The organism is Geodermatophilus sp. SYSU D00696, from assembly GCF_054050235.1.
Map to the genome: position 1 here is coordinate 15,989 of NZ_JBJGYY010000031.1, position 24,791 is coordinate 40,779.

Here is a 24,791-nt window from a genome sequence, read left to right on the forward strand (position 1 = left end):
CCTCAGAGGTCGACGTCGGGCTCGCCGGTGCCGCCGATCCGGTCGAGCTCCTCCATCTCGGCCGGCCCGAGCACCCGTGCCGCGGCCTGCAGGTCCTCCTCCAGGTGCGCCACCGACGAGGTGCCCGGGACGAGCAGCAGGTTGGGGGAGCGGGCCAGCAGCCACGCCAGCGCCACCTGCTCCGGCGTGGTCTCCAGCCGCCGGGCCACGGTCTCCAGCGCCGCCGTGCGCAGCGGCGGGGACCCGCCGAGCGGGCCGCAGGGCACGAAGGCGACGCCCTCGCGGGCCAGCGCGTCGACCATCGGGTCGTCGTCGCGGTGCAGCAGGTCGTAGCGGTTGTGCACGCACACCACCGGCGCGATCGCCCGCGCCTCGGCGAACTGCTGCGTCGTCACGTGGGAGACCCCCAGGTGGCGGACCAGGCCCTCCTGCTGCAGCTGCGCCAGCGCCCCGAACGGCTCGGCCAGCGAGCGCTCCACGGGCCCGGCGGAGCCGGGCATCCGCAGGACCACGACGTCGAGGACGTCGGCACCGAGGTGGTCGAGGTCGTCCTGCACGGCCGAGCGCAGCTCCTCCGGGGTGAGCGCCTCGTGCCACGCGCCGTCCGGGGTCCGCCGGGTGCCCACCGCGGTGACGATCGTCAGCTGCTCCGGGTACGGGTGCAGCGCCTCGCGGATGACCTCGTTGGCGACGTGCGGGCCGTAGGAGCCGCTGGTCGCGACGTGGTCGACGCCGAGCTCCACGGCCCGGCGCAGCAGGGCGACGGCGGCGTCCCGGTCCGCGGGCGGGCCCAGGGCATCCGGTCCGACCAGCCGCATCGCGCCGAGGCCGATCCGGTTGACCGTGCGGTCCCCCAGCGGGAACTGCCCTGACCTCTCGGCGTGGAAGACCGTCATGGCCCACGTCCTACCCGGTCGGCGCCGCCCGACCCGCGGTGCTCAGGCGGCCCGGTCGAGCCGGTCGCCCACCTCCTGGCGCCACCGCCGGACGTCGGCGGTCACCCGCGCGCGCTCGCGGCGGTCGGCCCGCCGGACCGCCAGCGCCAGGCCGCTGCCGACCAGCGCCAGCCCCGCCCCGACCCACATCGGCGCGGCGTAGCCGAGGTCGAGGGACAGGACGAGCGCGCCGAGGGCCGCTCCGAGCGCGTTGGCCACGTTGAACGCCGCCTGGTTGGCCGCGGACACCAGGCTGCCACCGCGCACCCGGGCCGCCTCGATGACGCCGTTCTGGACGACCGGGCCCATCGCGAAGGCCACGGTGCCGAAGAGCACCAGCAGGGCGATCGCCGCGGCGGGCGTGCGGGCGAGCAGCGCGAACGCCCCCAGCAGCACGGCGGTGACCAGCAGGCCGGCGGCGACGAAGGAGAACCCGAAGCGGTCGCCCAGCCGCCCGCCGGCCAGCGTGCCGACGGTCGTGCCGACGCCGAACAGGGCCAGCACCGGGGTCACCCAGCCCTCGGGCAGGCCGGCCAGCTCGGTCAGGATCGGGCTGACGTAGCTGTAGACGGCGAACAGCGCGGCGAACCCGACCATCGTCAGGGTCAGGACCAGCCACACCTGACCGCGGCGGAAGGCGGCCAGCTCCGAGCGCAGGTCGCCGCGCTCGCCGGTCCCGGCCGGCAGCCAGGCCAGCAGCCCGGCGATGGTGACCAGGCCGATCCCGGCGATGGCGCCGAGGACGAGCCGCCAGCTCAGCTGCTGGGCGACGAAGGTGCCCAGCGGCACACCGACGACGTTGGCCAGCGTCAGGCCGGTGATCATCAGGGAGATGGCCTGCGTCGCGCGCTCCGGTGGCACCAGGCGGCGGGCCGCCACCGCGCCGACGCCGAAGAACGAGCCGTGCGCCAGCGCGGTGACCACCCGGGCGGCGACCAGGGTCTCGTAGGTCGGGGCGAGCGCCGACAGGGCGTTGCCCACGACGAACACGCCCATCAGCGCGACCAGCGTCTGCCGGGGCGAGAAGCGCACCCCGAGCGCGGTGAGCGTCGGGGCGCCGAGGACGACGCCGACCGCGTAGGCGGAGATGAGCAGACCCACCGCCGACACCGACACCCCGAGACCGTCGGCGATCTCGGGCAGCATGCCCATGACGACGAACTCGGTGGTGCCGATGCCGAAGGCGCCGATGGCGAGGGCGAGCAGGCCGCGGGGCACGGGAGGACTCCAGGGGGACGACGGCGGGCGAGCGGGAACGTGCGGACGTCGTCGTCCGTGCGGGTCCTACCCGGGGACAAGGAACCGGCCGCGCGGGACATGCCCCGCGCGGCCGGTGGGTCCGGTCACAGGACCGGTCAGGGCTGCAGGAGCACCTTCACCGCGCCGTCCTTCTTCTCGCGGAAGTCGGCGTAGGCCTGCGGTGCCTGCTCCAGCGGCACCCGGTGGGTGGCGAAGTCGTCGACGCCGAGCGGGTCGCCCTCGACCAGCAGCGGGAGGATGTCGGGCACCCAGCGCCACACGTTGGCCTGGCCCATCCGCAGCTGGATCTGCTTGTCGAACATCTTCGACAGCGGCATCGGGTCGGTGGCCCCGCCGTAGACGCCCGACAGCGAGATGGTCCCGCCGCGCCGGACCGCCTCGATGGCCGTGTTCAGCGCGGCCAGCCGGTCGATGCCGGCGACCTTCATCACCGGCGCCATGATCGCGTCCGGGACGACAGCGGAGGCCTTCTGGGCGATCTGCGCCAGCGGGGAGCCGTGCGCCTCCATACCGACGGCGTCGATGACCGCGTCGGCGCCGCGGCCGTCGGTGCGGTCGCGGATCTCGGCGACGACGTCGTCCTGGTCGGTCGAGCGGATCACCTCGGTGCCGCGGGCGGTGGCGCGGGCGAGCCGCTCGGGGACGACGTCGACCCCGACGGCCCGGACGCCGAGGTGGGCGGCGATCCGGGTGCACATGTCGCCGATGGGTCCCAGCCCCAGCACCAGCAGGGTGCCGCCGGGCGGCGTCGCGGCGTACTGCACCGCCTGCCAGGACGTCGGCAGCACGTCGGAGAGGTAGACGAACCGGTCGTCGGCCGGCCCGTCGGGGACCTTGATGGGCAGCGTGTTGCCGAAGGGCACCCGCAGGTACTCCGCCTGGCCACCGGGGACCTGCCCGTAGAGCTTGGTGTAGCCGAACAGCGAGGCCCCGAAGCCCTGGTCGCGGTTCTGCGTGGTCTCGCACTGCGACTGCAGGCCCTGCGAGCACATCCAGCAGGTGTTGCAGGAGATGTTGAACGGCACGACGACGCGGTCGCCCGGCTTGACGGCGGTCACCGCGGACCCGACCTCGCGGACGACCCCCATCGGCTCGTGGCCCATGACGTCGCCCTTGGACATGAACGGCGCCATCACCTCGATCAGGTGCAGGTCCGACCCGCAGATCCCGCTGGAGGTGATCTCGACGACGACGTCGGTGTCCTCCTGGATCGTCGGGTCGGGGACGGTGTCGACCTGTACGTCGGCACGTCCGTGCCAGGTGACTGCGCGCATGAGTGGGCTCCTCAGTTCCTCGTCAAGGGGTTCCGCCACGGGCTCCTGCCCCACGTGAGGCTCGTCGCGCTGGTCGTGCAGCCTCGGCGGCGCGTCCCTGACCTTCCGTAGAGGACCGGTGCACCCTCCGTCGAACGACATCCGTGCGATCTCGTGACCCACGCCACCAAACGGAGTATCGATACCCCTCGACTCAGATCACGAAACCATCACGGCGTGTTTACATGGGCCCCGCCCGCTCTCCCGGGCACCGCACGACGACCCCGTCCCCGACGAGAGCCAGGTGTATGTCCGAGCGCCACCCCGACCGCCTCTCCGACGGAGGGACCCCGCGCGACCCCGCGGGCAGGCCCTCCCGACAGGCCGCAGCGGCATCGCCCTCCCGGCGACGCGCCCCGGCCGGGAAGGCCCAGCGGACGGCCCCGGAACGGCGTCAGGGGGAGACGTCGCCGGCCGGGAAGACCACCGCCACCCGTTCCGCCCGCCCCCGGCCCACATCGCGCCCGCGCTCCGGCGCCGCGGCCGGCTCCACTGCCACCGGCCTCGAGGTCCGCACGGTCGTCGTCACCGGCAACACGGTCGTCGACGACCGCGTCCCGGCGCCCGCCGACGTCGTCGAGGAGGTCCTCGCGGCCGAGCCGGTGACCGCCGTCGCCGACACCGCGGAGCTCGTCGAGGCCGCCGACGCGCAGGCCCTGGCCGCCGTCGTCGTCCCCCGCGAGGAGTCCGGGCCCGAGACGGCCGGGTGCGAGACCGCCGAGTACGAGGCCGCCGAGCCCGAGGACGGCCGGCCCGCCGTGGCCGGCGGCCACACCCGGCGCCGCACCCTCCGCCGGCTCCGGCCGCCGCGCCGCCGCCCGGCCTTCTACCTGGCCGCCGCGCTCGTCGGCGCGGTCGGTCTCGGCACCTCCGCCACCGGTGACCGGGCGGCCCAGGCCGTCGGCACCGAGTCGGTGAGCTCCTCGGTGAGCGTCGCCCAGGAGCTCGGCCTGGACCGCGAGGAGTCCGCCGCGGCCGCCGGGGCCGCTGAGCTGCGCTCCGATGCCGCCCTGCTCGGCGAGCTGGCCGCCAGCCGCACCGCGCGCGAGACCGAGGAGGCCGCAGCCGCCCAGGCGCAGGCCGAGGCGGAGCGGGTCGCCGCGGAGGCGGCCGCCGCCGCGGCGGCGGAGGCAGCCCGGCCCGAGGCGGTCCTGCCGGTGGAGGGCGGTCGGCTCACCAGCAGCTTCGGCGCGCGCTGGGGCAAGCTGCACGCCGGCATCGACCTGGCCGCCCCCATGCTCACGCCGGAGTACGCGGCGGCCGACGGCGTCGTCCTCGAGGCCGGCCCGGCCAGCGGCTACGGCAACGTGGTCTACATCCAGCACGACAACGGCGACGTCACCGTCTACGGGCACATGGAGGAGATCCTCGTGCAGCCCGGCCAGGTGGTCCGCGCCGGCGACACCATCGCGCTGCTGGGCAACCGCGGCCAGTCCACCGGGCCGCACCTGCACTTCGAGGTGCACGTCGGCGGCATCGACGGGCAGAAGATCGACCCGCTCCCGTGGCTGCGGGAGCGCGGCGTCGCCATCTGAGCGAGGACGCCTCGACACGCCCCCTCCCGGCAGGTCCGGGCAGGGGGCGTGCTCGTGCGGGGACACTGCCGGGGGAGGGGAGGTGGCGCCGATGGGAGCCGGGCACGCGCACGGCCACGGCACCGCTGCAGGCGCGTCCCGTGGTCGGCTCGCGCTGGTCCTCGCGCTCACCCTCGCGGTGGCCGGGGCCGAGGTCGTCGGCGCGCTGGTGTCCGGGTCGCTGGCGCTGCTCGCCGACGCCGGCCACATGGTCACCGACGCGCTCGGGATCGGTCTGGCCCTCGGCGCGGTCACCCTGGCCCAGCGCCCGGCCCGCGGCCGGCGCACGTTCGGCTGGCAGCGGGTGGAGATCCTGGCCTCCGTCGCCAACGGGCTGCTGCTCACCGGGGTCGCCGTCGTCGTCGTGGTCGAGGCCGTCCGCCGCATCGGTGACCCGCCCGAGATCGACTCCGCGGTGGTGCTCGCCGTCGCCGCCGCCGGCCTGCTGGCCAACCTCGTGGGGCTGGCGCTGCTGCACCGGCGCCGCGGGTCGCTCGCGGTCCGCGGCGCCCACCTCGAGGTGCTCGGCGACGCGCTCGGCTCGGTGGCGGTCCTGGTCGCCGGCGGCGTCGTCGCCCTGACCGGGTGGACGCCGGCCGACACCGTCGCCGCGCTGCTGGTCGGCTGCCTGGTGCTGCCGCGGGCCTGGGCGCTGCTGCGGGAGTCCCTCGACGTGCTGCTCGAGGCCGCGCCGCGCGACGTCGACCTCGACCGGGTCCGCGCCCACCTGCTCGGGGTCGAGGGCGTCATCGGCGTCCACGACCTGCACGCCTGGACGATCACCTCGGGCCTGCCGGTGCTCTCGGCGCACGTCGTGGTCACCGACGAGGTGCTCGCCGACGGGCACGGCGGGCGGGTCCTCGATGCGCTGTGCGCCTGCCTCGGCGACCACTTCGACGTCCCGCACTGCACCTTCCAGATCGAGGCCGAGGCACACGCCGGCCACGAGGCCCCCGTCCACGATTGACGAAGGGCCCCGCTGCAGGGCCCGCCACTCGCACGCTCGCGGCGGGGCCCTGCAGCGGGGCCGTTCCATCCCGTCACCTGGTGGGACAGTGGGGTGGACGACCGCGGAGGACCGGAGGTACAGGTGGAGCACGGGCACCACTCGGGCATGTGGGTGCCCAGCGAGCCACCCACGTGGGGACGGCTGTTCCTGCCGCACCTCGACGCCTGGTCGGTGCTGCCGGTGCTCGCCCTGCTCGGGCTCGTGGTCTACCTGGTCGGCGTGGTCCGGCTGCGGCGCTCGGGCGTGGCCTGGCCGTGGTGGCGGACCGCGACGTGGGTGGCCGGCTGCCTGTCGCTGTTCGCCGTCACCGGGACGTGGCTGAACGGCTACGGCATGGTGCTGTTCAGCGTGCACATGGCCCAGCACATGGTGCTGTCGATGGTCGCGCCGCTGCTCCTGCTGCTCGGCCGCCCGGTCACCCTCGCGCTGCGGTCGCTGCCGCGGGGGAGGGGACTGGCCGGGGTGCCGCGGGCGCTGCTGCTCGACGCCCTGCACAGCAGGGTCGCTCGCTTCGTATCACACCCGCTGTTCACGCTGCCGCTGTTCCTGGTCAGCCTCTACGGCGTCTACTTCACGCCCGTGTTCGACGCCCTCATGGGCGACCCGCTCGGGCACCAGTTCATGCTCGCCCACTTCACCGTGACCGGGCTGCTGTTCTTCGGGCCGATCCTGGCGCAGGACCCGTGGCCCCGGCAGGTCGGCCACGCCGGCCGGATGCTCGAGCTGCTCATCCCGATGCCGCTGCACGCCTTCTTCGGCGTCGCGGTCATGATGTCGTCGTCCCTGGTGGTGCAGTCCTTCGCCGACCCGCCCGCCGGCTGGGGCGTCGACCCGCTCGCCGACCAGAACACCGCCGGCAGCATCGCCTGGTCCTTCGGCGAGCTGCCGACGGTCTTCGTCCTCGTCGTCGTCCTCTACAGCTGGATGGGCTCGGAGGAGCGCCGCGGCCGCCGCATCGACCGGGCCGCCGCGCGCACCGACGACGCCGAGCTGGAGGCCTACAACGCCCGGCTCCGGGCGATGGCCACCCGGCCCGGCTCCTGACGCGACACCGCCCGCGTCCCCGGGGTGGGGACGCGGGCGGTGTCCGCCGTGCCGCGGTTCAGCCGACGTGGACGACGGCGTCGCCGGCCGGGATGTCGTCCTTGGTCGCCTTGATCAGCAGCGCGGCCACGACCGAGCCGGCGACCAGCAGGGCGGCCGCCCAGGTGAACGCCGTCGTGTAGCCCTCGACCTGTCCCTGCAGGCCGACGGCCGGGTCCTGCGGGTCGGCCCCGGAGGTCAGCGCGTCGGCGGTGTAGGCGCTGATCGCGCCGACCGACAGCGAGGCGAGGACCGCGGTGCCGATCGAGGCGCCCACCTGCTGGGTGGCGTTGAGCACCGCGCTGGCGGCGCCGGCGTCGTGCTCCCCGGCGCCCACGAGAGCCAGGTTCGACAGCGGTACGAACGTGAAGCCCAGGCCCAGCCCCAGCAGCAGCTGCCCGGGGAAGGGCAGCGTCCAGAAGCTCGTGTCGAGCCCGACGAACGACAGCGTGAACAGCCCGGCCGCGGCCAGCAGCCCGCCGACCACCATCAGCGGCTTGGGCCCGGTCCGTGGGGTCAGCGCGCTGGCCGCGCCTGCGGAGACCAGGATGCCCAGTGTCGTCGGGAGTGAGGCCAGACCGGCGATGACCGGCTCGTAGCCGAGCACCTGCTGGAAGTACAGGCTCAGGAAGAAGAAGGCGCCGATCAGCCCGGCGCCCACCAGCGTCGAGGTGAGGTAGGCCCCGCCGCGGTTGCGGTCGAGGACGATGGGCATCGGCAGTAGCGGGTTGCGGGTGCGCAGCTCCAGCAGCACGAAGAGGACGACCAGCACCAGTCCGCCGACGATGAACACCCAGGCCAGGCCGTCGGTCCAGCCGCTCTCGGGCGCGACGAACGTCGTGCCGCCCTGTGCCGCCGCCGCCGCGTTGGCGGCCGCCGCCTCCGCGGCGTTGGTCTGCGAGGCCTCCGCGACCCGGGTGAACCCGTACACGATCGACGCCAGGCCGAGGGTCACCAGCACGGCACCGGGGATGTCGTACCTCGTGTCCCCGGGGGCCTTGCTCTCCGGGACGATCGGGACGGCCAGGACGACGGCCAGCAGGGCTACCGGCAGGTTCACCCAGAAGCACCAGCGCCAGTCGGCGTACTCGGTGAGCACCCCGCCGAGCAGCAGGCCGACCGCCGACCCACCGGCGGCGATGGCGCCGTAGACGGCGAAGGCCTTGGCCCGCTCCCGGGCGTCGGTGAACAGCACGGTGATCAGTGCGAGCGACGCGGGCGCGAGCAGAGCCCCGAAGACGCCCTGCAGCGCCCGGGCACCGAAGAGCATCGCCTCGTTCTGCGCGATGCCGCCCAGCGCCGAAGCGAGGGCGAAACCGCCCGCGCCGACGAGGTAGGTGCGCTTGCGGCCCCAGAAGTCGGCGATGCGGCCGCCGAGGAGGAGGAAGCCACCGAAGGTCAGGGTGTAGGCGGTGACGATCCACTGCTGGGTGGCGGCGCTGATGTCCAGCCCGCCCTCGGACTCCGGCGCGGAGACGGCGGGCAGCGCGATGTTGACGATCGTCGCGTCGAGGATGACCAGCAGCACGGTCATCGCGATGACGCCGAGGGCCAGCCAGCGCTTCTCGTAGGGCTCCGCCGCCGCGGCGTCCGGGCGCGGGGGAGTGGACGGGTGGGTCATGGGGGTCCTCGGGGACTCGAGCGGGAGGCGGCCGAGGTCGTCGGCCGGGACGCAACGTAACGCCCTGCGACGATGGGATGGTGCCCCTCTCGCTGGTGGTGACGGCCGACACGCACTGGCCCAAGCGTGCACGTGACCTACCTCATTCCCTGTGGGCCGCCATCGACTCCGCGGACCTCGTCGTGCACGCCGGCGACTGGGTCGACGTCGCCCTGCTCGACCGGTTCGAGGCGCGGGCGCGGCGGCTGCTCGCCGTCCACGGCAACAACGACCACGGGCCCCTCCGCGAGCGCCTGCCCGAGGTCGCCCGCGCCGAGGTGGAGGGGCTGCGCGTCGCCGTCGTCCACGAGACCGGTGACGCGAGGGGCCGCGAGCGCCGCTGCGCCGCCCGGTTCCCGGACACCGACGTGCTGTTCTTCGGCCACAGCCACATCCCGTGGGACACCGTGGCCCCGGCCGCCGGCACCCCGGCCGGCCTGCGGCTGCTCAACCCCGGCTCGCCCACCGACCGCCGCCGGCAGCCGCACGGCACGTTCCTCACCGCCGTCGCCGACGGCGGGGTCCTCACGCGGGTGACCCTCCACCCCGTCCCCCGGTGACCCGGCGGCCCTGGCCACCGCGGGCGGTCGCGCTGCTGGCCTGCCCGGTGTGCGGGGCGCCGCTGTCGGCGCTGCCCGGCGACACCGGCCTGCGCTGCCCGGCCGGGCACGCCTTCGACCGGGCGCGGCAGGGGCACGTGACGCTGCTGCCACCGGGACACACGCCGCCCTCGGGCGACAGCGCGCAGATGGTGGCCGACCGGGCCGAGGTGCTGGCAGCCGGCACCTACGCCGGGCTGACCCGCGTGCTGGCCGACGCGGTCGCCGCGGGCGAGGGGCCGGTCGGCTCCGTGCTCGACCTCGGCGGCGGCACCGGCCACCACCTGGCCGGGGTGCTCGAGCGGCTGCCGGACGCCGTCGGGGTGGTGCTCGACTCCTCGCGCTACGCGGCGCGCCGCGCGGCCGGCGCCTCACCGCGCGCGCTCGCCGTCGTCGCCGACACCTGGGCGCGACTGCCCGTGCGCGACGGCGCCGTCGACCGGGTGCTGGTGGCCTTCGCCCCGCGGAACGGTCCCGAGACCGCCCGGGTGCTGCGGCCCGGCGGCCGGCTGGTGGTGGCGACCCCGGCCCCGGACCACCTCGCCGAGCTGGTGGGGCCGCTCGGGCTGCTGCGGGTCGACCCCGACAAGGCCACGCGGCTGGCGGGGTCGCTGGAGCCGCACCTGGCGCCGGCCGGGGCGGGAGCGCACCGCGAGGAGCTCGAGCTCGACCACCGGGCCGTGGCCGCGGTGGTGGGCATGGGACCGCACGCCCGGCACCTGTCACCCGGGCAGCTGGCCGAGGCGGTCGCCGGTCTGCCGCCGCGCGTGCGGGTCACCCTGGCCGTCGACGTCACCACCTGGACGGTCTGACCCCCCCGCGCACGACGGAGGGGCCCGGCCGACACGGCCGGGCCCCTCCGCACACCGCACCACCGGGCGTGGAGCCCCCAGGGGTCGGGAGCCCCTCGCCCGGTCAGATGCGCGAGCGGGTGCGTCCCCGGGTGGCGAACACGTAGACCAGCAGCACGATGATCGCGCCGACGATCGAGCCGATGATCCCGGCGGTGCCGAGCTCGAAGCCGCGGCCGCTGATCAGGCTCCCGAGCAGGTTGCCGACGAACGAGCCGATGATGCCGAGGACGATCGTCATGCCGACGCTCATCGACTGCTTGCCGGGGACGACGGCACGTGCGATGAAGCCGGCGATGGCGCCGACGACGATCAGCACGATGATGTTCCAGAGGATCTCCACGGTGGACCTCCCACGAGGGCTGGCCGAGGCGGCCGGGGTTCCTGGGATCTCCAGGGCCAGACGGTCCTGTTCCCCCTCTGAGCAGGGCGGAAACCCGGAGTGATCATGATGTGATCCGGGCGTGCCCTGGCCCGGGTCCCCGGGCACCGGCGCGCCCACCGGTGGGCCCCGACGCACCCGGCGTGCACGGTCTAAGCTGCGGCCGTGACGATCGCGCCTGCACCGATCGTGAGCCGGCCGAGCCCGGCTCGCGAGGTCCAGCGGGGTGCGCGGCTCTCGAACCTGCTGCGGACCACGGACCACAAGACCATCGGCCTGATGTACATGGCCACCTCGTTCGCCTGGTTCGTCGTGGGTGGCTTCATGGCCATGCTGATCCGTGGCGAACTGGGGCAGCCCGGCCTGCAGTTCCTCTCGCCGGAGCAGTACAACCAGCTGGTGACCATGCACGGCACGGTCATGCTGCTGATGTTCGCGACGCCGCTGTTCTTCGCGTTCTCGAACCTGATCATGCCGCTGCAGATCGGTGCGCCCGACGTCGCCTTCCCGCGGCTGAACGCCTTCTCCTTCTGGCTGTTCTTCTTCGGCAGCCTGATCGCGGTCTCGGGCTTCCTCACCCCCGGCGGAGCCGCCGACTTCGGCTGGTACGCCTACGCCCCGCTCTCCGACGTGGTGCACACCCCCGGCGCCGGCGTGAACATGTGGTTCACCGGCCTGGCGGTCAGCGGTCTGGGGACCATCCTCGGCGCGGTCAACTTCACCGCCACGATCGTCTGCCTGCGGGCGCCGGGCATGACCCTGTTCCGGATGCCGATCTTCACCTGGAACACGCTGGTCACCAGCCTGCTGGTGCTGCTGGCCTTCCCGATCCTCACCGCCGCCCTGCTGGGCATGCTGGCCGACCGCAACCTCGGCGCCCTCGTCTTCTCCGACGAGAACGGCGGCCCGATGCTGTGGCAGCACCTGTTCTGGTTCTTCGGCCACCCCGAGGTCTACATCATCGCGCTGCCGTTCTTCGGCATCATCACCGAGGTCATCCCGGTGTTCTCGCGCAAGCCGCTGTTCGGCTACAAGGGCATGGTCGGCGCGACGCTGCTCATCGGTGGCCTGTCGCTGACGGTGTGGGCGCACCACATGTACGCCACCGGCGCGGTGCTGCTGCCGTTCTTCGCCTTCCTGACCTACCTGATCGCCGTGCCCACCGGCATCAAGTTCTTCAACTGGATCGGCACCATGTGGCGCGGCCAGCTGACGTTCGAGACGCCGATGCTGTTCTCGATCGGCTTCCTCGTCACCTTCCTGCTCGGTGGGCTCACCGGTGTGCTGCTGGCCAGCCCGCCGCTGGACTGGCACGTCAACGACAGCTACTTCGTCGTCGCCCACTTCCACTACGTCGTCTTCGGCACCGTGGTGTTCGCCGCCTACGCCGGCATCTACTTCTGGTTCCCGAAGATGGCCGGCCGGATGATGGACGAGCGGCTGGGCAAGCTGCACTTCTGGCTGACCTTCATCGGCTTCCACGCCACGTTCCTGGTGCAGCACTGGCTGGGCACCGAGGGCATGCCGCGGCGGTACGTCGACTACCTGCCCACCGACGGGTTCACCACGCTGCACGTGATCTCGACCATCGGATCGTTCATCCTCGGCGCGAGCACCATCCCGTTCTTCTACAACGTGGTGAAGTCGTGGAAGTACGGTCGGCTGGCGCTGCGCGACGACCCGTGGGGCCACGGCAACTCGCTCGAGTGGGCCACGTCCTCGCCGCCGCCGCGGCACAACTTCACCGAGATCCCGAAGATCCGGTCGGAGCGCCCGGCGTTCGAGGCGCACTACCCGCATCTCATCGAGCGGCTGCAGCGCGAGGCCCACGTCGGCAAGCGGCACGAGCCCTACGGCGGCGTCAGCGAGCTGGCCGGCGGGACCGGACCCCGGCAGGGCCCGAACGACCCCGACCCCTTCTGAGTCCAGCGCGACAGCACCTCTCGGCGATGCCCCGCCGGCCTCGGGCCGGCGGGGCATCGCGTGTCCGGGGTCGGGCTCCGCACCGGTCGCCGGACCGGCCGGGGCGGTGCGGCACGATGGCCGCCGTGTCGCTCGACCCCGCGCCCCGTGTCTCGCCGCAGCCCGTCGGAGAGGGGCCCCGCGCGCTGCTCACGGTCACCGGCGCCGACCGGCCGGGGGTGACCGCCAGGCTCTTCGGCGCGCTGGCCGACGGGAGCGCGGGCGTCCCGCCGGTGGAGGTGGTCGACGTCGAGCAGGTCGTCGTGCACGGCCACCTGGTGCTCGGCGTCGTCGTCGGCGCCGCGCCGGTCGAGGGCCGTGCCGCCGGCCCGCTCGACGAGCCGGCCTTCCTGGCCGGCCTGTCCCGGCTGGGCGCCGACGTCGCCGCGGCCACCGGGGTGCGGGTGGCGGTCGAGTCGGCCTCCGACCGGCGTCCCGACCACGGCCGCCCGGGCCGGCCGCACCACGTCATCCTGCTGGGGCGCCCGGTGCCGCCGGGCGCGGTCGCCGGAGCGGCCACCGCCATCGCCGGCGTGGGGGGCAACATCGACGCGATCCGGCGGCTCTCCGACTACCCCGTCACGAGCCTGGAGCTGACCGTCTCGGGCGCCGAGGCGACCGCACTGCGCACCGCGCTCGCCGTCGTCGCCAGCACCACGGGCGCCGACATCGCCGTCGAGCAGGTCGGGCTGGCCCGGCGCAGCAAGCGGCTGATCGTCCTCGACGTCGACTCGACGCTGGTCCGCGGCGAGGTCATCGACGAGCTGGCCGCCCGCGCCGGCCGGGCCGCCGAGGTCGCCCGCATCACCGCCGCCGCGATGAACGGCGAGCTGGACTTCGCCGAGTCCCTGCGCGCGCGGGTGGCCACGCTGGCGGGGCTGCCCGTGGAGGTGCTCGACGAGGTCCGCGAGCACCTCGAGCTCACCCCGGGGGCGCGCACGCTGATCCGCACGCTGCAGCGGCTGGGGTTCCGCTGCGGGATCGTCAGCGGCGGGTTCACGCAGGTCACCGACCCGCTGGCCGAGTCCCTGGGTCTCGACTTCGCCGCGGCCAACACCCTCGAGGTGGCCGACGGCCGGCTGACCGGGGGGCTGGTCGGCGAGATCGTCGACCGCCCCGGCAAGGCCCGCGCGCTGGCCCGCTTCGCCGCCGAGCACGGCATCCCGCTGGAGCAGACGGTCGCCGTCGGCGACGGCGCCAACGACCTGGACATGCTCAACGCCGCGGGCCTGGGCATCGCCTTCAACGCCAAGCCGGTGGTGCGCGAGCAGGCGCACGCCGCGCTGAACCAGCCCTACCTCGACGCCGTCCTGCAGGTCCTCGGCTTCACCCGGGACGAGGTCCTCGACGCCCTGTGACCTGTCGGCCTACCGGCCGACACCGCGTCCCCGGCTCACCTCGCGGGACGGCTCACCTCGCGGAGCGGCTCACCTCGCGGGGCGGTGGACCTCGCCCTCCAGCTCGACGCCGGCGGTGCGGAGCTGCTCGAGCGCGGCGGTGGTGGAGGCCTCGGCGACGCCGGCGGTCAGGTGCAGCAGCACCCTGGCGGCGAAGCCCTCCGCGACGGCGTCGAGCGCGGTCGCCCGCACGCAGTGGTCGGTGGTCAGGCCGGCGATGTCCACGGCGTCCACCCCGCGCTCGCGCAGCCAGTCGGCCAGCGCGACGCCGTCGGCCCGGCCCTCGAAGCCGGAGTAGGCCGCCGCGTACTCGCCCTTGTCGAAGACCGCCTCGAGCAGCGACCGGTCCAGCGCCGGGTGCAGCTCCACGCCCCCGGTGCCGACCACGCAGTGCGCCGGCCAGGTGTCGAGGTAGTCCGGCTCGTCGGAGAAGTGGCCGCCGGGGTCGACGTGGTGGTCGCGGGTGGCGACCACGTGCGCGTAACCGCCGGACCGGACGTGCTCCGTGATCGCAGCGGCCACCACGGAGCAGCCCGACACGGCCAGGCTGCCTCCCTCGCAGAAGTCGTTCTGCACGTCCACCACCAGCAGCGCGCGCCTCACCGCGGACCCCCGATCACGAGCTCACCGTCTCCAGCGCCGGTTCCCCGCGGGAGAGCGCCCACGCCTCGGCCGGCAGCGCCTCGCGCACCCGCCGGTGATGTGCGGCGGCCGCCGACAGCGCGTCGGCCGGCGACGACGGCGCCACCACCGCACCGGCGCGCACCAGCGGGACCACCAGCTGCCGGTCGCCCTCGCGCGGCTCGATCGGCCCGCTGCTGACCACCTCGGCCACGGCCGTGCCGTCGGCGTCGTGCCGGCGGACGGCGGACTTGCGCCCGCCGGTGGAGTTCTTGCCCTCCGAGCGCTTGGCCACCGGCACGCCGTCGCGCTCGACCAGCTTGTACACCATCCCCGCCGTCGGCGCCCCCGAGCCGGTGACCAGCGCGGTGCCCACGCCGTAGCCGTCGACCGGTGCGGCCATGAGCCCGGAGATCGCGAACTCGTCGAGGTCGCTGGTCACGAGGATCCGCGTCCGCTCGGCGCCCAGCTCGTCGAGCTGCTGCCGGGCGGCGGTGGCCAGCGTGGGCAGGTCGCCGGAGTCCAGCCGGATGGCGCCGAGCCCGGGCCCGGCCACCTCGACGGCGGTGCGGATGCCCTGCACGACGTCGTAGGTGTCCACCAGCAGCGTGGTGCCGACACCGAGGGTGTCGACCTGCGCGCGGAAGGCGGCGGCCTCGTCGTCGTGCAGCAGGGTGAAGGCGTGCGCGCTGGTGCCCGTCGTCGGCACGCCGTAGCGCCGGCCGGCCTCCAGGTTCGACGTGGAGACGAAGCCGACCAGGTGGGCGGCCCGGGCCGCCGCCACGGCGGCCTGCTCGTGCGTGCGCCGCGAGCCCATCTCGATGCACGGCCGCTCGCAGGCGGCGGCCACCATGCGCGCGGCCGCCGAGGCGATCGCGCTGTCGTGGTTGAGCACCGAGAGCACCAGCGTCTCGAGCAGCACGCCCTCGGCGAAGGGCGCGCGCACGGTGAGCACCGGCGACCCGGGGAAGAACAGCTCGCCCTCGGCGTAGCCGTCGACGTCACCGGAGAAGCGGAAGTCGGCCAGCCAGTCCAGCAGCCGGGTGTCGGTGAGCCCCTGCTCCCGCAGGGTCGCGAGCTCGGCGTCGCCGAACCGGAACCGGGGGAGCAGCTCGAGCAGCCGGCCGGTGCCGGCGACGACGCCGTAACGCCGGCCGTGCGGCAGCCGGCGGGCGAAGACCTCGAAGACGCAGTCGCGGGAGGCGGTGCCGTCGGCCAGCGCGGCGGCCACCATCGTCAGCTCGTACCGGTCGGTGAACAGCGCGGGACCCGTCGGCATGGGACGGGAGCCTAGGTCGGCCGCCGCGACCTCACCCGGGATGACGGGGGCCGGCCGTCCTATGGTGGTCGCGTGGCCGGACCTCTCGCCCCGAGCCGGACGACCGAGCCGACGGTCGACGAGGTCGAGGACCTCGACCGTCCGTGGGTGACCATCGTCTGGAACGACCCCGTCAACCTCATGACCTACGTCACCCACGTGCTGCGGGAGCTGTTCGGCTACGACGAGCCGACGGCGACCACCCTCATGCTGCAGGTGCACAACGACGGCAGGGCGGTGGTCAGCTCCGGGCCGCGGGAGCGCATGGAGCACGACACCAGCCGGCTGCACGCCTACGGGCTGCGGGCCACCTACCAGCAGGACGCATGAGGCCGTTCCGGAGGAAGGGCGGCGACGTCGTCGCCCGGCTGGAAGCGGCCGAGTCCGGCGTCCTCGGGCTGCTGCTCGACCAGCTCGAGCAGCTGCTCGCCGCCGACCCCGACGACGTCGAGGGCGACCCGGTGATGGCCCGGCTGCTGCCCGCCGGGCACCGCAGCGACCCCGGGCTGGCCGCCGACTACCGGGAGCTCACCGAGGCGGCGCTGCGCAGCGGAAAGACCGACGACCTGGCCGCCGTCCGCGCGACCCTGCCCGACGGCGGCGGGGAGGTGCGCCTGGACCCCGAGCAGGCCGGTGCGTGGCTGCGGACCACCAACGACCTGCGGCTGGCGCTGGGGGAGCGGATCGGCGTCACCGAGGAGACCGAGCCGCCGGAGGACCCGACCGGCGACGAGGGCCAGCAGCTGGCCGTCTACTACTGGCTCACCGGGCTGCAGGGGTCGCTGGTCGACGCGGTCGCCGCCGTCCGCGACGCCCGAAGGTGAGCAGCACCAGCACGGCCAGCAGCAGGTCGAGCAGGAAGAACACCGGCACCAGGCCGGGCAGCTCCAGGTCGCGGACGATCGCCCCGACGGCGGACACGAGCGTGACCGCGGTGAGGGCGAACACCAGCAGCAGCACCAGCAGGCGGAGGGTGACCAGCAGCACGAGCGAGGCGCGGTCGGCGGAGGCGTCGCTGCTGTAGTGCCCGGTGCGCAGCGTCAGCCCGCGGACGCCCAGCCACAGCGCCGGCAGTGCGACGAGCAGCAGACCGGCGACGATGAGCAGCTCGAGCAGCACGGGTCGGCACGTTATCGGTCGGCGAACGGGGGGTGTCGGCCCCGGTCGGGCGACCGTCGCCGGGGCCCTCCGCGGCGCCGCCTAGACTGGATCCGTGCTGCGCATCGACCGCGCGACCTACGACGCCATCGTGGCCCACGCCCGGGAGGACCACCCGGACGAGGCCTGTGGCGTCGTCGCCGGACCCGAGGGCAGCGACCGCCCCGAGCGGTTCATCCCGATGCTCAACGCCGCGCGGTCGCCCACCTTCTACGAGTTCGACTCGGCCGACCTGCTGCGCCTGTACCGGGAGATGGACGACCGGGGCGAGGAGCCGGTGGTCATCTACCACTCGCACACCGCCACCGAGGCCCACCCGTCGCGCACCGACGTCAGCTACGCCTCCGAGCCGAACGCGCACTACGTGCTCGTCTCCACCCGGCACCACGGCGGCCGGACCGGGCTCGAGGGCGACGACGTGGAGTTCCGCAGCTTCCGCATCGTCGACGGCGAGGTGAGCGAGGAGGACGTCGAGGTCGTCGAGTCCTACCTGTTCGGCCACTCGCCGACCACCGTCGTCTACGACTGAGACAGGACCCCGTCCTGCCCACCCCTCGCGAGCTCGGGGCGGTGCCCTGGACGGGGCCGCCCGCGGAATGGCCCGTCACCAGCGGGCGTTGCCCGCCACAGACACGCTCACCGAGCGTCCCCGCACGTCCCCGTCCTCCCGAGGAGAACCGCACGCCATGGCCATCGAGGTCCGGATCCCGACCATCCTGCGCACCCACACCGGCGGCAACAAGACCGTCGAGGGCAGCGGGGACACCCTGGCCGCCCTCGTCGACGACCTCGACGCCAAGCACCCCGGCCTCAAGGGCCGCCTGGTGACCGAGGAGGGCAAGCTGCACCGCTTCGTCAACGTCTACGTCAACGACGAGGACGTGCGGTTCACCGGCGCCCTCGACACCCAGGTCAAGGACGGCGACCAGGTCACCATCCTCCCGGCGGTCGCCGGCGGCTGCTGACGCCGCACCCCCCGTCCCTCCCGATCTCCCGGAAGAGCTCTGGCATGGCCCGCTTCGCCTCCCTCGTCGACTCGCTCGGCGGCACCCCGCTCGTGGGGCTGCCGCACCTGTCGCCGACCCCCGACGTGCGCCTGTGGGCCAAGCTCGAGGACCACAACCCGACCGGGTCGATCAAGGACCGCGCCGCGATCTCGATGATCGAGGCGGCGGAGAAGGAGGGGAAGCTCGCGCCGGGCGACACCATCCTCGAGCCCACCAGCGGCAACACCGGCATCTCGCTGGCGATGGTGGCCCGGCAGCGCGGCTACCGGCTGGTGTGCGTCATGCCGGAGAACACCTCGATCGAGCGCCGGCAGCTGCTGCAGATGTACGGGGCGCAGATCATCAGCTCGCCGGCCGCGGGCGGCTCCAACCAGGCCGTGGCGATGGCCAAGGAGCTGGCCGCCGAGCACGACGACTGGGTGATGCTCTACCAGTACGGCAACCCGGCCAACGCCGAGGCGCACTACACCGGCACCGCGCCGGAGATCCTCGCCGACCTGCCCTCGATCACCCACTTCGTCGCGGGCCTGGGCACCACCGGCACGCTCATGGGCTGCTCGCGCTACTTCCGCGAGCACAAGCCCGGCGTCCAGGTGATCGCCGCCGAGCCGCGCTACGGCGAGCTCGTCTACGGGCTGCGCAACATCGACGAGGGGTTCATCCCCGAGCTCTACGACCCCGAGCTGCTCGACTCGCGGTTCTCCGTGGGACCCGAGGACGCCCTGCACCGCACCCGCCAGCTGGTCGAGCGCGAGGGCATCTTCGCCGGCATCTCGACCGGGGCGATCCTGCACGCCGCCCTGGGCGTCGCCGACCGCGAGGTCGCCGCCGGGCGCCGGGCCGACATCGTGTTCATCGTCTGCGACGGCGGCTGGAAGTACCTGTCCACCGGCGCCTACGCGGGCACGCTGGAGGAGGCCACCGCGGCGCTGGAGGGCCAGCTCTGGGCATGACGCTGCCCGCCCGCGGGCTGCTGTTCGACAACGACGGCGTGCTCGTCGACTCCGACGCCGCGGTCACCACCTCGTGGTCGCGGTGGGCGCTCGAGCACGACCTGGTGCCGGGGGAGGTGCTGGCCGTCGTCCACGGCCGTCGCGCCGCCGACACCGTCGCCGCGCTGCTGCCCGAGGAGCGGCGGGCCGTCGCGTCGGCGCTCATCGACCGCTACGAGCTCGAGGACGCCGGGGAAGTACCCGCCGTCGCGGGCGCGGCCGACCTGCTGGCGTCGCTGCCGGCCGGCGTGTGGGGCGTGGTCACCTCCGGTACGCCCGCCCTGGCCGCCGCCCGGCTGGCCGCAGCCGGGCTGCCGCTGCCCGGGGTCCTGGTCACCGGACACGACGTGCGCACCGGCAAGCCCGATCCCGAGGGCTACCTGCTCGGCGCCCGCCTGCTGGGCGTGCCGCCGGAGGAGACCGTCGTGGTCGAGGACAGCCCGGCCGGCATCGCCGCGGGCCGGGCCGCGGGCGCGCGGGTCCTGGGCATCGGCGCGCGGGCGCTCGGCGCCGGCGCCGACGCCGTCGTCGCCGACCTCACCGGGCTGTCCTGGGCCGACGGCGTCCTGTCGGTGCCCGCGGACCGCCTGCTCGAGCCCGGCGGCTAGCCTGGCCCCCGCCATGGCGAGCACGCCGGGGACCGTCGGGCGGGAGAGTGTGGAGTGAGGCTCACGGTGGTCGGCTGCTCGGGCAGCGGACCCGGTCCCGCGTCGGCGGCCTCCTGTTACCTCGTCGAGCACGACGGCTTCCGGCTGCTGCTCGACCTCGGCAGCGGCGCGTTCGGGCCGCTGCAGGCGCTGGCCGATCCCGACACCGTCGACGCGGTCTTCCTCTCCCACCTGCACGCCGATCACTGCCTCGACGTGGCCCCGTTCGTGGTCTGGCACCGCTACTCGGGCCGCGCCTCTGGCCGGCGGGTGCCGCTGATCGCCCCCGAGGGTGCGTCCGAGCGGCTGGCGAGGATCTACGACGCCGGCGGCGCCCCGCTGACCGACGTCTTCGACTTCGCCGTCACCCCGGTCTCGGCCGTGCTCGGGCCCTTCCGGGTGCAGACCGCGCGCACCGCACACCCGGTCGAGTGCCATGCCATCCGGCTCACCGCCCACCACTCCTCGCTGGTCTACACCGGCGACACCGGGCCGTCGCAGGCCGTCGTCGACCTGGCGTACGGCGCGGACGTGCTGCTGGCCGAGGCCGCCCATCCCGAGCAGGACGGGCTGCCGCCGGACCTGCACCTGACCGGCCGGGAGGCCGGTGCGGCCGCGGCCGCTGCGCGGGTGCGCCGGCTGCTGGTCACGCACGTCCCGGCGTGGGTGGACCCGGCCGCACAGTTGGCCGCCGCCCGGTCGGTGTTCCCGGCCGCCGAGCTGGTGCGCCCGGGCGCCACCTACGACGTCTGACGGGCGGGGCGCGCCGGGATCAGGTGACCTGATCGTCGGGCGTCCTCCCTCACGTCCCACCGCGGGGGAGGACGCCCTGCGGTGAGGGAGGACGGCGGGATGCCCGCGCTGCCGGCCCGCGCTTGCCCGGCGCCGCGTCGACCGGCACGGTGGGCCGGTGGTCGACGACGAACGGGACGGCGTCCGGCTGACCAGCCTCGACGCGCCGCTGGGCGACGGGCTCGAGGTCACCAAGGGCGACCTAGTCGAGCACCTCGACGCGTTCGCCGACCGGCTCGTGCCCCAGCTGGCCGGCCGGCCGCTGTCGGTCAAGCGCGTGCGGCCGGGCCAGGAGCCGTTCATGCAGCGCAACGTCGCCAAGGGCGCGCCCGAGTGGGTGCGCACCGTCCCGGTCTGGTCGTTCGGCGCCCACCGCGAGGTGCACCAGGTGCTCTGCGACGACCGCCGCACGCTGCTGTGGCTGGCCAACCAGCGGGCGGTGGAGTTCCACGTCCCCTTCTTCCGGGCCGGCGCCGAGACCGAGCCGACCGGCATCGTGCTCGACCTCGACCCGCCGGAGGGGGCCGGGTTCGACGTGGTGGTGCGGGCCGCAGACCTGGTGCGGCGGGCGCTGGCCGACGCGGGCCTCGCCGGGGCGGTCAAGACCAGCGGGTCGAAGGGGGTGCACGTCGTCGTCCCGGTGCGCGGCGTGGGACCCGAGGACGCCGCCGCCGCGACCCGCGCGCTGGCCGCCCGCGCGGCCGCGCTCGACCCCGACCTGGCCACCACCGCCTACATCAAGGAGGACCGGCACGGCCGGGTCTTCCTCGACTCCACCCGCTCGGGCTCCTCGACGATCGTGGCCGCCTACAGCCCCCGGATCCGCCCGGACCTGCCGGTGTCGGCACCGGTCGCCTGGGAGGAGCTCGCCGCGATCCGGCCCGGCGACGTCACCGTGCGGACGGCGCCGCAGCGGCTGGGCGACGGCGACCCGTGGACGGCGCTGCTGCCCGACCCGCAGGAGCTGCCGTCCGACGTGGTCAGCGAGGGGCACACCATCCCGGTCGCGCGGGTGGCCGCGATGCACGAGGGCAAGCGGCGGGCGCGGGCGAAGCGGGCCGCCGAGGACTGAGGGGCCGACGATCCGGGCGCCGCCGTCCACAGCCGGTCCCGCCGTCCACCGCCGGGGAACCGCCGCGGCGTCCTGTCGGTGCCCGGCCGCAGGCTGCCGGCATGACGCCCGATCCCCAGACCACCGCCTGGCTCGACCAGGAGGACGCCCACCTGGCCGCGGTCATCCGCCGCGCCCGCTACGCCGTGCAGTACGTGGGGCCCGGTGACCTGCCCGGCGAGCCACCCTTCGGCTACACCATCGGGCTGTTCGGGCTGGGCCACCCGGAGCTGGTGGTCGTCGGGCTGGGTGCCGTGGCCACCCACGCGCTGCTCGACGCGGTCGCCGGCGAGGTCGTCGGCGGCCGGTCCCTGGTGCCCGGCGAGATGCTCGAGGGAGCCGGGGACCGCTGGGACCTCGTGGTCGAGGAGTGCCCGAACCCCGGCGAAGTGCTGCTGGGGGCCAACCGGTGGTACCAGCGACCGGTGGAGTACTCGGTCCCGGCGCTGCAGCTGACGTGGGCCTCCCCGCCCGGGTGCTACCCCTGGGACCCGGGCTGGGACGGCGGGCGCCACGACCAGCCCCGCCCGGGCACGTGGACGGCCTGAGCCGTCCCCGCTGCGCGCGTCCCCGTGCCGGCCGGCGCTCAGGCCAGCCCGAGGTCGCGGCGCAGCTTGGCGACGTGCCCAGTCGCCTTGACGTTGTAGGCGGCGCGCTCGACCCGGCCCTCGGCGTCGATCACGAAGGTCGAGCGGATCACGCCCTGCACCTCCTTGCCGTACATCTTCTTGGTGCCGAACGCCCCGTAGGCGGTGAGCACCCGCTTGTCCGGGTCGGACACCAGGGTGATGCCCAGGCCCTCCTCCTCCCGGAAGCGCTGCAGCTTCTCCGGCGGGTCGGGCGAGATGCCGATGATGTCGAGCCCCGCCTCGGCCAGCTCCCCGGCGGCGGCGGTGAAGTCGACCGCCTGGGTGGTGCAGCCCGGCGTCAGCGCCGCGGGGTAGCAGTAGACGATCACCCGGCGGCCGCGGTGGTCGGCGAGGGAGACCGGTCGGCCGTCGGCGTCGGGCAGCGTGAAGTCCGGCGCCGGGTCACCGGGCGCCAGGCGGACGGGTGCGGGCGCGGTCTCGGTCATGCCCGGCATCCTGCCGTGCCCCGGCGGCGGGTCACAGGCGGGGGCGCGTCAGCCGCGGAGGAAGGACAGCCGCACCTGCCGCTGCGGGTTGTCCCGGTTGGGGTCGACCAGGCAGATGCGCTGCCAGGTGCCCAGCTGCAGCCGCCCCCCGAGGACGGGCACCGTCGCGTGCGGGGGCACGAACGCCGGCAGCACGTGGTCGCGGCCGTGCCCGGGGCTGCCGTGCCGGTGCCGCCAGCGGCCGTCGCGCGGCAGCAGCTCGTCGAGCTGGGCGAGCAGGTCGTCGTCGCTGCCCGCGCCGGTCTCGATGACCGCCAGCCCCGCCGTGGCGTGCGGGACGAACACGTGCAGCAGGCCGTCGCCCTCGTCCCGGACGAACTCCTCGCACTCGCCGGTGAGGTCGACCACCACCGGCTCCCCGCCGGTCCGCACCGTCAGCAGCTCCGATCGCATGACGGCATCGTCGTCCTACCGGACGACACCGCGGCCACGTGCCCTCCCCGGCCGCCGTGGAGCCGGACAGCCGCCTCGTCGCGGGACCCTCCGGGCCCCACTCCTCGACGGCACCGCGCGACCTCGACAGGGGGGAGCGGTCACCGCCGGCGTCGATAGGCTCGGCGTCCGTGACCCGCCCCGACGGCCGCGCGGCCGACCAGCTCCGTCCGGTGACCATCACCCGCAACTGGCTCGACCACGCCGAGGGCTCCGTGCTCGTCGAGTTCGGCCGCACCCGCGTGCTGTGCGCCGCCAGCGTCACCGAGGGTGTCCCGCGCTGGCGCAAGGGGTCGGGGCTGGGCTGGGTGACCGCGGAGTACGCGATGCTGCCGCGCGCCACGCACACCCGCGGCGACCGCGAGTCGGTCAGGGGCCGCATCGGCGGGCGCACCCACGAGATCAGCCGGCTCATCGGCCGCTCGCTGCGCGCCGCGGTCGACCTCGGCGCCCTCGGGGAGAACAGCATCGCCATCGACTGCGACGTCCTGCAGGCCGACGGCGGCACCCGGACCGCGGCGATCACCGGCGCCTACGTCGCCCTCGCCGACGCCGTCTCGTGGCTGGGCGACCGCAGGAAGCTGGCGAAGAAGACCCCCATCGTGCAGTCGGTCGCCGCGGTCAGCGTCGGCGTCGTCGACGGCGAGCCCCGCCTGGACCTGGCCTACGAGGAGGACGTGCGGGCCGGCACCGACATGAACGTGGTGTGCACCGGGGACGGCGGCTTCGTCGAGGTGCAGGGCACCGCCGAGGGCGCGGTGTTCGACCGGGCCACCCTCGACCGGCTGCTGGACCTCGCCGTCGCCGGGTGCGCCGAGCTCACCCGCGTCCAGACCGAGGCCCTCGCGCGATGAGCACCCGCCTGCTGCTCGCCACCCGCAACGCCGGCAAGCTCGCCGAGCTGCAGCGGCTGCTGGCCAGCGCCGTGCCCGGCGTCGAGGTGGTCGGCCTGCGCGACGTCCCCGAGTACCCCGAGGCCCCCGAGACCGGCGCGACGTTCACCGAGAACGCGTTGCTCAAGGCCCGCGAGGCGGTCCGGTACACCGGCCTGCCCGCCGTCGCCGACGACTCGGGCATCACCGTCGACGCCCTCAACGGCATGCCGGGTGTGCTGTCGGCGCGGTGGTCGGGCCGGCACGGCGACGACGCCGCCAACACCGCGCTGCTGCTGGCCCAGATCGCCGACGTCCCCGACGAGCGGCGCGGCGCGGCCTTCGTCTGCGCCGCCGCACTGGTCACCCCCGACGGCGCGGAGTCGGTGCTCGAGCGGCAGTGGCGCGGCCGGGTGGTCCGCGAGCCGCGCGGGCGCAACGGCTTCGGCTACGACCCGGTCTTCCTGCCCGACGGCCTCGAGGTCACCTCGGCCGAGCTGGAGCCCGCGGAGAAGGACGCCCGCAGCCACCGCGGGCAGGCCTTCGCCGCGCTGGTCCCCGAGGTCGCCCGGCTGCTCACCCCCGGCTGACCGCCACCGGCGCTCGGACGCGGCCCGGGAGGTCCCCCCTCGACGTAGGGTGCCGCCCGCGACGGGCAGCGGCGTCCGCGGCAGGAACGGG

At 74.8% G+C, this 24,791-nt stretch carries 28 protein-coding genes; 18 read left to right on the top strand and 10 right to left on the bottom strand.

Features of this window, described 5'->3' with window-relative positions; all coding sequences use genetic code 11:
• Nucleotides 1-2: 2 nt before the first annotated feature.
• The 3 genes from ACI79O_RS17940 to ACI79O_RS17950 form a co-directional block, all read right to left on the bottom strand.
• On the bottom strand, nucleotides 3-896 hold the full coding sequence (locus tag ACI79O_RS17940; RefSeq protein ID WP_456889755.1) for an oxidoreductase: 894 nt from the start codon (nucleotides 894-896) through the stop codon (nucleotides 3-5).
• Nucleotides 897-938: 42 nt separating this feature from the next.
• Complete coding sequence (locus ACI79O_RS17945; RefSeq protein ID WP_456889753.1) at nucleotides 939-2,153, bottom strand: MFS transporter; 1,215 nt, start codon at nucleotides 2,151-2,153, stop codon at nucleotides 939-941.
• A gap of 137 nt (nucleotides 2,154-2,290) precedes the next feature.
• A complete protein-coding gene (locus tag ACI79O_RS17950; protein ID WP_456914822.1) occupies nucleotides 2,291-3,469 on the bottom strand; it encodes an alcohol dehydrogenase catalytic domain-containing protein in 1,179 nt (392 codons plus the stop codon).
• A 287-nt stretch (nucleotides 3,470-3,756) separates the two neighbouring features.
• Between ACI79O_RS17950 and ACI79O_RS17955 the strand changes: the two genes are divergently transcribed.
• From ACI79O_RS17955 to ACI79O_RS17965, 3 genes are all read left to right on the top strand, one after another.
• Entirely contained in the window at nucleotides 3,757-5,043 is a 1,287-nt protein-coding gene (locus ACI79O_RS17955; RefSeq protein ID WP_456914823.1) for a peptidoglycan DD-metalloendopeptidase family protein, read from the top strand.
• A gap of 91 nt (nucleotides 5,044-5,134) precedes the next feature.
• Nucleotides 5,135-6,049, top strand: a complete 915-nt coding sequence (locus tag ACI79O_RS17960; RefSeq protein WP_456873520.1) for a cation diffusion facilitator family transporter — start codon at nucleotides 5,135-5,137, stop codon at nucleotides 6,047-6,049.
• 93 nt (nucleotides 6,050-6,142) lie between these two features.
• The gene (locus ACI79O_RS17965; protein WP_456914824.1) at nucleotides 6,143-7,135 is read left to right on the top strand and encodes a cytochrome c oxidase assembly protein; all 993 of its coding nucleotides are present in this window, start codon (nucleotides 6,143-6,145) and stop codon (nucleotides 7,133-7,135) included.
• Nucleotides 7,136-7,193: 58 nt separating this feature from the next.
• Here the strand turns inward: ACI79O_RS17965 and ACI79O_RS17970 are convergent, their stop codons facing one another.
• Entirely contained in the window at nucleotides 7,194-8,795 is a 1,602-nt protein-coding gene (locus ACI79O_RS17970; RefSeq protein WP_456914825.1) for an MFS transporter, read from the bottom strand.
• Nucleotides 8,796-8,872: 77 nt separating this feature from the next.
• Between ACI79O_RS17970 and ACI79O_RS17975 the strand changes: the two genes are divergently transcribed.
• A complete protein-coding gene (locus ACI79O_RS17975; protein ID WP_456914826.1) occupies nucleotides 8,873-9,394 on the top strand; it encodes a metallophosphoesterase family protein in 522 nt (173 codons plus the stop codon).
• Entirely contained in the window at nucleotides 9,391-10,245 is an 855-nt protein-coding gene (locus ACI79O_RS17980) for a putative RNA methyltransferase (RefSeq protein WP_456914827.1), read from the top strand. Before ACI79O_RS17975 ends, ACI79O_RS17980 begins: the two co-directional genes overlap by 4 nt.
• Before the next feature lie 103 nt (nucleotides 10,246-10,348).
• Here the strand turns inward: ACI79O_RS17980 and ACI79O_RS17985 are convergent, their stop codons facing one another.
• On the bottom strand, nucleotides 10,349-10,627 hold the full coding sequence (locus ACI79O_RS17985; RefSeq protein ID WP_456873515.1) for a GlsB/YeaQ/YmgE family stress response membrane protein: 279 nt from the start codon (nucleotides 10,625-10,627) through the stop codon (nucleotides 10,349-10,351).
• A 204-nt stretch (nucleotides 10,628-10,831) separates the two neighbouring features.
• On the opposite strand from ACI79O_RS17985, the gene ctaD reads away from it, so the two are divergent.
• Nucleotides 10,832-12,589 carry an aa3-type cytochrome oxidase subunit I gene (gene ctaD, locus ACI79O_RS17990; RefSeq protein WP_456873514.1) on the top strand — a complete coding sequence of 586 codons (1,758 nt, stop codon included), beginning with the start codon at nucleotides 10,832-10,834 and terminating at the stop codon, nucleotides 12,587-12,589.
• 116 nt (nucleotides 12,590-12,705) lie between these two features.
• The gene (gene serB / locus ACI79O_RS17995) at nucleotides 12,706-13,986 is read left to right on the top strand and encodes a phosphoserine phosphatase SerB (RefSeq protein WP_456914828.1); all 1,281 of its coding nucleotides are present in this window, start codon (nucleotides 12,706-12,708) and stop codon (nucleotides 13,984-13,986) included.
• Nucleotides 13,987-14,055: 69 nt separating this feature from the next.
• Here the strand turns inward: serB and ACI79O_RS18000 are convergent, their stop codons facing one another.
• Together ACI79O_RS18000 and ACI79O_RS18005 are read right to left on the bottom strand one after the other, a co-directional pair.
• Nucleotides 14,056-14,628: an isochorismatase family protein gene (locus ACI79O_RS18000; RefSeq protein ID WP_456889739.1), complete on the bottom strand. Its 573-nt coding sequence runs from the start codon at nucleotides 14,626-14,628 to the stop codon at nucleotides 14,056-14,058.
• Nucleotides 14,629-14,641: 13 nt separating this feature from the next.
• Nucleotides 14,642-15,925 carry a nicotinate phosphoribosyltransferase gene (locus tag ACI79O_RS18005; protein ID WP_456914829.1) on the bottom strand — a complete coding sequence of 428 codons (1,284 nt, stop codon included), beginning with the start codon at nucleotides 15,923-15,925 and terminating at the stop codon, nucleotides 14,642-14,644.
• A 72-nt stretch (nucleotides 15,926-15,997) separates the two neighbouring features.
• On the opposite strand from ACI79O_RS18005, the gene clpS reads away from it, so the two are divergent.
• Together clpS and ACI79O_RS18015 are read left to right on the top strand one after the other, a co-directional pair.
• The gene (gene clpS, locus ACI79O_RS18010; RefSeq protein WP_456914830.1) at nucleotides 15,998-16,294 is read left to right on the top strand and encodes an ATP-dependent Clp protease adapter ClpS; all 297 of its coding nucleotides are present in this window, start codon (nucleotides 15,998-16,000) and stop codon (nucleotides 16,292-16,294) included.
• Complete coding sequence (locus tag ACI79O_RS18015; RefSeq protein WP_456914831.1) at nucleotides 16,291-16,788, top strand: DUF2017 family protein; 498 nt, start codon at nucleotides 16,291-16,293, stop codon at nucleotides 16,786-16,788. Before clpS ends, ACI79O_RS18015 begins: the two co-directional genes overlap by 4 nt.
• On the opposite strand, the gene ACI79O_RS18020 is transcribed toward ACI79O_RS18015, so the two are convergent.
• Nucleotides 16,727-17,083 (bottom strand): hypothetical protein, encoded by a 357-nt coding sequence (locus ACI79O_RS18020; protein WP_456889736.1) that lies wholly within the window; start codon nucleotides 17,081-17,083, stop codon nucleotides 16,727-16,729. The two genes, ACI79O_RS18015 and ACI79O_RS18020, sit on opposite strands and share 62 nt — an antisense overlap.
• Nucleotides 17,084-17,177: 94 nt before the next feature.
• Here ACI79O_RS18020 and ACI79O_RS18025 point away from each other — a divergent pair, with 94 nt between their 5' ends.
• The 7 genes from ACI79O_RS18025 (at nucleotide 17,178) to ACI79O_RS18055 (ending at nucleotide 22,219) form a co-directional block, all read left to right on the top strand.
• The gene (locus ACI79O_RS18025; protein WP_456873507.1) at nucleotides 17,178-17,651 is read left to right on the top strand and encodes a Mov34/MPN/PAD-1 family protein; all 474 of its coding nucleotides are present in this window, start codon (nucleotides 17,178-17,180) and stop codon (nucleotides 17,649-17,651) included.
• Nucleotides 17,652-17,808: 157 nt separating this feature from the next.
• Nucleotides 17,809-18,087 carry a ubiquitin-like small modifier protein 1 gene (locus tag ACI79O_RS18030; RefSeq protein ID WP_456873506.1) on the top strand — a complete coding sequence of 93 codons (279 nt, stop codon included), beginning with the start codon at nucleotides 17,809-17,811 and terminating at the stop codon, nucleotides 18,085-18,087.
• Nucleotides 18,088-18,131: 44 nt separating this feature from the next.
• Nucleotides 18,132-19,082: a PLP-dependent cysteine synthase family protein gene (locus ACI79O_RS18035; RefSeq protein ID WP_456889728.1), complete on the top strand. Its 951-nt coding sequence runs from the start codon at nucleotides 18,132-18,134 to the stop codon at nucleotides 19,080-19,082.
• Nucleotides 19,079-19,729 (top strand): HAD-IA family hydrolase, encoded by a 651-nt coding sequence (locus ACI79O_RS18040; RefSeq protein WP_456889726.1) that lies wholly within the window; start codon nucleotides 19,079-19,081, stop codon nucleotides 19,727-19,729. Before ACI79O_RS18035 ends, ACI79O_RS18040 begins: the two co-directional genes overlap by 4 nt.
• A 54-nt stretch (nucleotides 19,730-19,783) precedes the next feature.
• On the top strand, nucleotides 19,784-20,521 hold the full coding sequence (locus ACI79O_RS18045) for an MBL fold metallo-hydrolase (RefSeq protein WP_456914832.1): 738 nt from the start codon (nucleotides 19,784-19,786) through the stop codon (nucleotides 20,519-20,521).
• 157 nt (nucleotides 20,522-20,678) lie between these two features.
• A complete protein-coding gene (locus ACI79O_RS18050) occupies nucleotides 20,679-21,632 on the top strand; it encodes a DNA polymerase domain-containing protein (protein WP_456914833.1) in 954 nt (317 codons plus the stop codon).
• Nucleotides 21,633-21,733: 101 nt separating this feature from the next.
• Nucleotides 21,734-22,219 (top strand): DUF4262 domain-containing protein, encoded by a 486-nt coding sequence (locus ACI79O_RS18055; protein WP_456914834.1) that lies wholly within the window; start codon nucleotides 21,734-21,736, stop codon nucleotides 22,217-22,219.
• Between the two features lie 38 nt (nucleotides 22,220-22,257).
• Here ACI79O_RS18055 and bcp read toward each other — a convergent pair whose 3' ends face one another.
• Together bcp and ACI79O_RS18065 are read right to left on the bottom strand one after the other, a co-directional pair.
• A complete protein-coding gene (gene bcp / locus ACI79O_RS18060; RefSeq protein WP_456873500.1) occupies nucleotides 22,258-22,746 on the bottom strand; it encodes a thioredoxin-dependent thiol peroxidase in 489 nt (162 codons plus the stop codon).
• Between the two features lie 48 nt (nucleotides 22,747-22,794).
• Nucleotides 22,795-23,199: a YjbQ family protein gene (locus ACI79O_RS18065; protein WP_456889714.1), complete on the bottom strand. Its 405-nt coding sequence runs from the start codon at nucleotides 23,197-23,199 to the stop codon at nucleotides 22,795-22,797.
• 170 nt (nucleotides 23,200-23,369) lie between these two features.
• Here ACI79O_RS18065 and rph point away from each other — a divergent pair, with 170 nt between their 5' ends.
• Both rph and rdgB read left to right on the top strand, forming a co-directional pair.
• Nucleotides 23,370-24,092 (top strand): ribonuclease PH, encoded by a 723-nt coding sequence (rph, locus tag ACI79O_RS18070; protein WP_456914835.1) that lies wholly within the window; start codon nucleotides 23,370-23,372, stop codon nucleotides 24,090-24,092.
• Nucleotides 24,089-24,700, top strand: a complete 612-nt coding sequence (gene rdgB, locus ACI79O_RS18075) for an RdgB/HAM1 family non-canonical purine NTP pyrophosphatase (protein ID WP_456889710.1) — start codon at nucleotides 24,089-24,091, stop codon at nucleotides 24,698-24,700. The genes rph and rdgB overlap by 4 nt, the downstream gene beginning before the upstream one ends.
• Nucleotides 24,701-24,791: the final 91 nt, after the last annotated feature.

Coding starts and splice junctions, on each gene's coding strand:
- ACI79O_RS17940 (WP_456889755.1), bottom strand. CDS start 896: ATGACGGTCTTCCACGCCGAGAGGTCAGGGCAGTTCCCGCTGGGGGAC.
- ACI79O_RS17950 (WP_456914822.1), bottom strand. CDS start 3,469: ATGCGCGCAGTCACCTGGCACGGACGTGCCGACGTACAGGTCGACACC.
- ACI79O_RS17955 (WP_456914823.1), top strand. CDS start 3,757: ATGTCCGAGCGCCACCCCGACCGCCTCTCCGACGGAGGGACCCCGCGC.
- ACI79O_RS17960 (WP_456873520.1), top strand. CDS start 5,135: ATGGGAGCCGGGCACGCGCACGGCCACGGCACCGCTGCAGGCGCGTCC.
- ACI79O_RS17970 (WP_456914825.1), bottom strand. CDS start 8,795: ATGACCCACCCGTCCACTCCCCCGCGCCCGGACGCCGCGGCGGCGGAG.
- ACI79O_RS17975 (WP_456914826.1), top strand. CDS start 8,873: ATGGTGCCCCTCTCGCTGGTGGTGACGGCCGACACGCACTGGCCCAAG.
- serB (WP_456914828.1), top strand. CDS start 12,706: ATGGCCGCCGTGTCGCTCGACCCCGCGCCCCGTGTCTCGCCGCAGCCC.
- ACI79O_RS18005 (WP_456914829.1), bottom strand. CDS start 15,925: ATGCCGACGGGTCCCGCGCTGTTCACCGACCGGTACGAGCTGACGATG.
- ACI79O_RS18015 (WP_456914831.1), top strand. CDS start 16,291: ATGAGGCCGTTCCGGAGGAAGGGCGGCGACGTCGTCGCCCGGCTGGAA.
- ACI79O_RS18030 (WP_456873506.1), top strand. CDS start 17,809: ATGGCCATCGAGGTCCGGATCCCGACCATCCTGCGCACCCACACCGGC.
- ACI79O_RS18035 (WP_456889728.1), top strand. CDS start 18,132: ATGGCCCGCTTCGCCTCCCTCGTCGACTCGCTCGGCGGCACCCCGCTC.
- ACI79O_RS18040 (WP_456889726.1), top strand. CDS start 19,079: ATGACGCTGCCCGCCCGCGGGCTGCTGTTCGACAACGACGGCGTGCTC.
- ACI79O_RS18055 (WP_456914834.1), top strand. CDS start 21,734: ATGACGCCCGATCCCCAGACCACCGCCTGGCTCGACCAGGAGGACGCC.
- bcp (WP_456873500.1), bottom strand. CDS start 22,746: ATGACCGAGACCGCGCCCGCACCCGTCCGCCTGGCGCCCGGTGACCCG.
- ACI79O_RS18065 (WP_456889714.1), bottom strand. CDS start 23,199: ATGCGATCGGAGCTGCTGACGGTGCGGACCGGCGGGGAGCCGGTGGTG.
- rdgB (WP_456889710.1), top strand. CDS start 24,089: ATGAGCACCCGCCTGCTGCTCGCCACCCGCAACGCCGGCAAGCTCGCC.